The sequence below is a fragment of the Agriterribacter sp. genome, from assembly GCF_035444585.1.
Taxonomy (GTDB): Bacteria; Bacteroidota; Bacteroidia; order Chitinophagales; family Chitinophagaceae; genus Agriterribacter.
The window spans coordinates 1-6,657 of the sequence record NZ_DAOMOZ010000241.1 but is presented as its reverse complement, the minus strand read 5'-3'; the positions used below and the strand labels follow the sequence as shown (position 1 = coordinate 6,657).

Sequence of the window (6,657 nt, the reverse complement as noted above, 5' to 3'; positions counted from 1 at the left end):
GTTATGCTGATGTATTTTCCGAATGCCTGTATGAGGGAGGTTTCCTGGTCGGTTTCCACGGTGTTCTTAAACCCTACATGCAGCGGGTCTAAAACCGAAGTATAAATATTGGGATCATCCCAGGTTACATGCCCTGTCAATACATAGCCATCCACAATCTCACCATTGGGTTGCTGCAGGTAATAAAATGTAAGCAGGTTTTTCCTGATCGTGTCAATACTGTACACTTTACAGGAGGTTTCAATAAAAGTATTCAGGTCTCTTATCCAAACCTGCGGGTAACCATCTCCTGCCGTGAAACCACTTGCCAGCAAACGTTCTGCCATCAGACTGACCATGTCCAGTTTTTTATCGGTAAGGATTTCCTGTGCAAGCCGGCGGTTGCTTTGAGCGGCAGCCGTCCCTGTATACACAAAAACAATAATAATAAGCAATCTGCATTTCATCGTTAATGCCAGCAATAAAAGTGCCTGCTTAAAAGACCTTCGATTTTTATTCATACAAGCCGGTTTATCTACATATAATTTTTCAGATGAATAATATATATGCGCCGCTTCATTTCCCCGCTAATAGACAAGCTGAAACGAAGCGGGAGCATACTTATTCAGGTTAAAGGAGAAAATGCCATTGGTTACTGTTATTTTTTTACCGGTAACTGTTCCTCTCAGATCAATGGGCACAACGGCTTTCACATGGTCGCCCGTTGTAAATTTCACTTCACATTTTCCGGAAATGCCTGCCTGCTCCCACAAACGAAGGATCGTTCCTTCCCCGTCGGGATTATCGCCGAATGCAGTTATTAAAACATTTTTCCGGGAAATGGAAATACCGGCATTACCGGCGGGTAATTTTCCGGCTTCTCCTTCTGCAACGCCTGTTAATAATGGCAGGCGCGCCTCCCAGGCGTTTTGTAATAAGTTTGAAACCGTATGTGAGCCTTCAGGCACAGGCCATACGCGCACCCGTTCGCTCCAGGAACCATCCTGCCATAAAGGAAAATTCGTATTCCACATGTTATTGTAGAGGTTCACAAATACCGACGGTATGGCGGGCACATAATCCATATCAAATTTCCACAGGCCCGGTATGCCAAGGCTTACCAACGGTGCATCAATGGGTGCTATAGCTATACCGGACTGATCGGCCTGCGTAATGGCAACCCCGGGATTTACGGCCATTAAATACCGGTTGGTCCCGGCAATAATATCTTCCGCCGGATTGATGGGGCCACCCAAACGGCCAACCGTAAATGTTGGCTGGTTCACTTTAAACGGAAAACAAAGCCAACCGCCTTCCGGTTGCTTGTCGGCCATTTTGGTATCCACCGTCCACTGCACATCTACATAAGATGCCTTACGGGGGAAAGTAAATGTTAAGGTGTAGCCTTTGGCAAATCCACCTGTAGCAACGGCGGTTAATACAGCAATATCAGCAGTGGAGGAATGGGTTACATTTATCTTCCATGACTGAGGCGTAAAAGCCAGATAAGGTATACGATCTGCCTTAGGCATTCCGGGCTTACCCAGATCATTAAGTCCCCAGCCCTCTTTAATGCGACTGTATGCATTGAACCATTTATCCACTTCATTGGAGCTGAAGCGTTCGTGCAGGAATTGTCCCAGCGCATAGCCTGATCCGGAATCCACGAGTTCTCTGCCGGTTGATCTTTCAATTAAGGAAGCAATACCTCCTTTGGTTAAATCAAAAACAACTTTATAATAAGGCGTGCTGAAAACAGGTTGCTCATCGCTGCTGATACTGCCTTGCTTTAATGTATCTGCAGCATAAGTGCTGTAACCGGATGGCGCTATATCCTCCGCATAAAAAAAGGTTCCTTTTTCCAGCGGGTTTTCAATCATCCCCGATCTTTTCCAGGGCAGCGGGTTATACACAACAACCCGTTTTCCCTTCTTGTTAACCGAAGCGGCCAGTACATCCAGCTCACTGTGCAACGCTGTGCTTACGATCTCGCCTGTGTTACGGATGTATTGTCGTTTATCCTCGTAAGAACGAAGCCATTTCCGTTTGCTCCCGATTGAAGTGTTGTGGGCATTGCTGTTTTTCAGCGCAGCATAATTGCCGTTCTCCGGCAGTGGTTCAGCCGCTGCTTCATCCATCCATTTTTTCCAGGCATCGCCATAACTGTAGCGGGGCCCATATTCTGCATTCATGCCCCAGGTATGTTCGGCATACAATAAACTTTGCTCATAGGCTTTGGCCAGCTTATCGGCAACCGGTGCAACAGGTATTCCCCAGGCTTTTAATTGCGTATGCAATCCATCCAATGCCGATTCCATTGGCCGGATATTCCTTGCCAGCTTTGTTTCCTGCGGATTTGATTGCAGACCCTGTATCCAGGTATCGGGGCAATCACCTTTTACCGTGGGCAGTGACGGCTTCTCAGCAAATATCGCTTTAGCAAAATCATCCAGTGTGCCAAAATGAATTTTTATACCCGGTAATTCTTTTTCTGCATAAGCCAACAGTTTATCAATTTCCTCCGATGTGGGTGGCCCGTGATTATCGCCCGTCATTTGCATCGCCAGGTAATTTTTGCAGGGCCAACTTGCCGTAGGCCTGATATCTGATCCATATAAAGAAGTATAATTACAGAGCAATTTTGAACCATCAGGTCCTTCCCACCAGAATAATTCCGGGAAACGGGGGTATTGACTGGCGGGATTGCAGCCCAATTGCAAAAATTCTACTCCCGCATGTTTTAATAAAGTGGGCATTATCCAGGAGTGACCTGGCACGTCCGTCATTTTTGCACTAATGGGTAAAGGGATGCAGTAAGCTCTTGCCACAGCAGAAGAATAGCCGAGTCCACGTACCAGGTCCTCGTAGTCCAGCGACTCTGTATGCGTAGTAAAAGGCAGCGCATGTACTGCAATGGTGCCTTCTTTAATAGCTTTTTCAATTCTTGCTTTTCGTTCAGGTGTTTGTAACGGACCTAAAATTTGTGCTTGTAATGGCCATCCGGAAACCGTCCATGCAAAACTTTTTTCATTGGCTGCTGTTCTGTTTTTTTCAATAACAGACAAAGCATTGTCCATCATTTCTTCCCGGTATCGTTTAAACACATTTTCCGGAAGATCGGTAAACCCTAAATCAAAATGTGTTTTGAATACTACCCATATATCGGTCACATTGGGATTTACCTGTTGTTTTTCATTTGGCTGCTGTGCATGCGCTGCTGTCACAACCAATACAACAAGAAATAATATCATCCTTATGTGCCTCATGGTAAAATAAATTATGCCTTCCAAAAAATAGAAAAATAAAGTTTATAGCAAACATAATTGGCCTGACTTAGTACCAGTTTAACTATTCCTGACTTCTTAATGGATATACCCTCCATTTTTGTTTACCGCTATTTGTTATTTCAAAAGGTCCTGGCGATGGATTGTCCGCATTCCTTTTCCTGCCAAAATAATCGGTATCAATACGCAACGGCGATCCATCGGGGTTTTCAAAGGGCAGCCCGGGGACGATAGCCCGGCGCAATGATTGCGTAGTTATTAATTTCCTGGGCTGTTCTGTAACCCATTTTTTGTCCATTGCTATTACTATATAGAAAGCCCCGTCCTGCTGCAGCAAAGTTGCTGATCCGTCGAAATCATTTTTAATCAATGTATTCTTTTCGGTAGCAGCCTGTTCTTTATATTCTTTCATTTTGTTTTTTGCATCCTCGTCCATTTCTCCAAAGCGCATTTGATTGCTATCGCTAACGGCTCTTATTGTACCCTTTGTGTATACGTTACCCTCAAAGGTTACCGGCAGTAAAGCCTTACTGTAGCGGCTGGCATTGCCGGCATTTACAAAAAGATTATTAACGAACTGCACATCGCCGCCCGGGTTGTCATGTAACGCGACAACAAATGTAGAGTGGGGTTTGTGATAGGGCGTTAACCGGCTGTCATAGTTGATGACCGTCATTCCTCCACCAAAAATATTATGCACAAAAGCAGCGCCCCCGGAGTTCATCAGCAGGTTGATTTTTGACAAAAGAATATTATTACTTACCAACATAGGCCCATGATTCACTTCTAAGAAAATATCATTATCGTTGTCATGCATCAGGTTGCTTTTAATCTGCGCGCCCTGAGCCATCCAGTCGAGCCATATTCCCAGATTACTGCGATAAATATGATTGTTGCGGATCTCAACATCTACGGCCCCGTGAAATTTGATGGCGGCCTGCTCGGCCCCGTCAAACAAGCGATGGGTATGAATATCGCGGATCACATTACCTTCCACGATACTAAAGGCGCAGCCCATACTGCCCACGATACCTGCCTGTTCGCAGTTGGTGATGGTGTTGTTGCGCACCATATGACCACCAATGGTACCCTTGTTCCAGCCAAAGGCAAGCGCCCTGTTGATGGTGCCTACATAGCCTTTTGCAGATTCGGTTTCTTTGTTGTCAAATGCATCGCCGTATTTGCCTAAAGCTATACCTACGCATTTTGAGTAACGGATGATATTGTTTTCAATGATCCACCCACGGCTCCAGTGTGTGCCGATGAGTCCGTGCTGTTCAGCAGTGGGTGGCGCCCAGTTGGTAGCGGCCTGCTCCATAGTAAAGCCGCTCACCGTAATGAAATTTATAAAAGGCTTATCGGGATAAAAAACAGTCGGGCGAACGTTGATCTCTGCAAGTTCGCTGTTAGGATCAACATTTTTAAATTGTGCCCAGATAGTAGTGCTATCATTATCTGCCACAGCACACCAAAGCGGATTTCCCGCATCTGCCGCTTTATTTAGTACCTCTTCTTTTTGGGCAGCTTCCATCAGCCAGCCACCATTGATATACACTGCGCCTCGTAAATATTTGCGGTCTTTGGGTTTGGGCCAAAACCAGTCGCCGTGAATATACTCTTTATAAGGATTGAAATTTCCAAAAAAGCTGTCCGGCAGCTTCAATACCCAGGTATCAAAGTCCAGCTTTTTCCACCCTTTTACTATTTCCGATCCCTTTATGATTACATTCTCCCCTTTGGCTGCCTGGTAGATGATCCGTTCCTTATCTGAATTGCCCCCGCGGGGCGGGATTATCTGTTCCCTGTAGATACCTTCATGTACTGTGATCACATCGCCTGGCATGGCTGCATTGGCAGCGGTCATAATGGTTTTAAAGGGATGGGCTTTTGAGCCATTGCCGGTATCGCTCCCGTCAGGCGAAACGTGGTATTCTTTTCCCTGGGCAAATGCCACGGCATTCATTATTGTAAAAAATAAAGCGGGTAAAAATTTCATTTGTTTATTTCTTTTAATTTGGGCGTTCTGCGTAGCAGGATGATTTTGGATACAACAATTATTGTACTGGACAAAGTACGCTGCGAATGCATGAATGGATAGCTAACCGAAAATGAGGCTTAGTCGCGGTATTGTTAATACCCTGCTGCTCTTGTGAGCATTACCGGGTTAGCCTTACTGCCATTGATCATTTCATACAATGTCCATGTGTTGGCATCTTTCGCTTCTAATCTCCAGCTTCTTTTGGGATCTGTTAACTGCATTTTTATACGACGGGGAAAGGCATTGGCTGCGCGCGCATCTTCCCAGGTGCGGATCACGCTGAAGATGGCTTCCTTCAGCGGACAGCTTTCCACGTCTTTCTGGTTCAACTGAAGACTGTATGTAGTGCCCACACCTACCGAAATTGCCTGTATATGCTCATAATGCTCTACTGTTGATTTGGCGGTAATGGGAAAATTCCCGCCCATGCCTACCGGGAAAAAATTGCTATAGGTTACATCTCTCAAATCCTTTCCCTGGCTGGTGGTGCTGCCCCATTCCCTGGTATCTGCATCATACAGGTTTTTACCTCCACCAACATTCCAGATACTCTGGTAATGCCAGGATCCTTCTGATAAAGTAGCGCCGGTAAACCGGATATAAGGCACGCCCAGTTCCCTGGCATGGTCAAACATTTTATGGAAGAACCGTTTGGCAGAGTAGTAGCCATGCCCGTTATTGAATAAAAACTCCTGCCCGTCAAAATCATAATATGCCAGCCCGTTGATGCTGCAGACGGCTGCATACCATTTTGCAATTTCGTCCTGCAACTGCATATTGGGAATGATCCCGTCGTATCCATAATTGACCGTAACCTGCAATTTATAAACCGTATCGCCAGCCTGGTGGGCAGAGGGCGTTGTTTTCCAATAACCCCGTTTTACATTCAGTAAGCGGTATGGCGGTTCATCCGATACGCCAAGATAATGAATCAGCTCTTTGCCGATCTTTATCATATTCAGGTTAGCGCAGTGCCCCTCCCAACTGGCAATTTCTTCAAGATATTTAGGGTCATTCACGATGATGACAGTATCTGCAGTACCGATCGTTTTCGCAAGCAAACGCTTTTGCTGGTAACAAAGGCTGTCGCTCGGAACCGGGCTTGCATCTTTTGTGTCGGGCGCCAGCGAATTGGTGATCGGAGTGCGTCCTACAATAATGCCTTCCTTTGCTGCCAAATCAGAAAATGCTTTGTGTGATAAATTCCCCGATGACATTTTAATAGGTTTTCGATCAAAGTTTTTACCGTCAATATATCCTTCATTTCCGCGGTCGGCTCTCAGAAATCCCTGGTCGTATAAGCTGATCGCTTTAAATCCTAATTGCTTTGCATAAGCAATTGTACTGTCGTACAGG

2 protein-coding genes and 2 pseudogenes are annotated in these 6,657 nt (G+C 45.6%); all 4 read right to left on the bottom strand.

Annotated elements, in window-relative coordinates; translation table 11 throughout:
* Window positions 1-500 (bottom strand): annotated as a pseudogene (locus tag PLH26_RS18820) (hypothetical protein); the annotation flags it as partial.
* Window positions 501-566: 66 nt separating this feature from the next.
* Window positions 567-3,245 (bottom strand): glycoside hydrolase family 38 N-terminal domain-containing protein, encoded by a 2,679-nt coding sequence (locus PLH26_RS18815; protein WP_324587570.1) that lies wholly within the window; start codon window positions 3,243-3,245, stop codon window positions 567-569.
* An 82-nt stretch (window positions 3,246-3,327) separates the two neighbouring features.
* Window positions 3,328-5,259, bottom strand: coding sequence for a right-handed parallel beta-helix repeat-containing protein (locus tag PLH26_RS18810; RefSeq protein ID WP_324587569.1), 1,932 nt, complete (start codon window positions 5,257-5,259; stop codon window positions 3,328-3,330).
* Between the two features lie 134 nt (window positions 5,260-5,393).
* Window positions 5,394-6,657 (bottom strand): annotated as a pseudogene (locus PLH26_RS18805) (hypothetical protein); the annotation flags it as partial.

What these genes read in the sequence shown, in the direction of transcription:
- PLH26_RS18815 (WP_324587570.1), bottom strand. Translation starts at nt 3,245, where the DNA reads ATGAGGCACATAAGGATGATATTATTTCTTGTTGTATTGGTTGTGACA.
- PLH26_RS18810 (WP_324587569.1), bottom strand. Translation starts at nt 5,259, where the DNA reads ATGAAATTTTTACCCGCTTTATTTTTTACAATAATGAATGCCGTGGCA.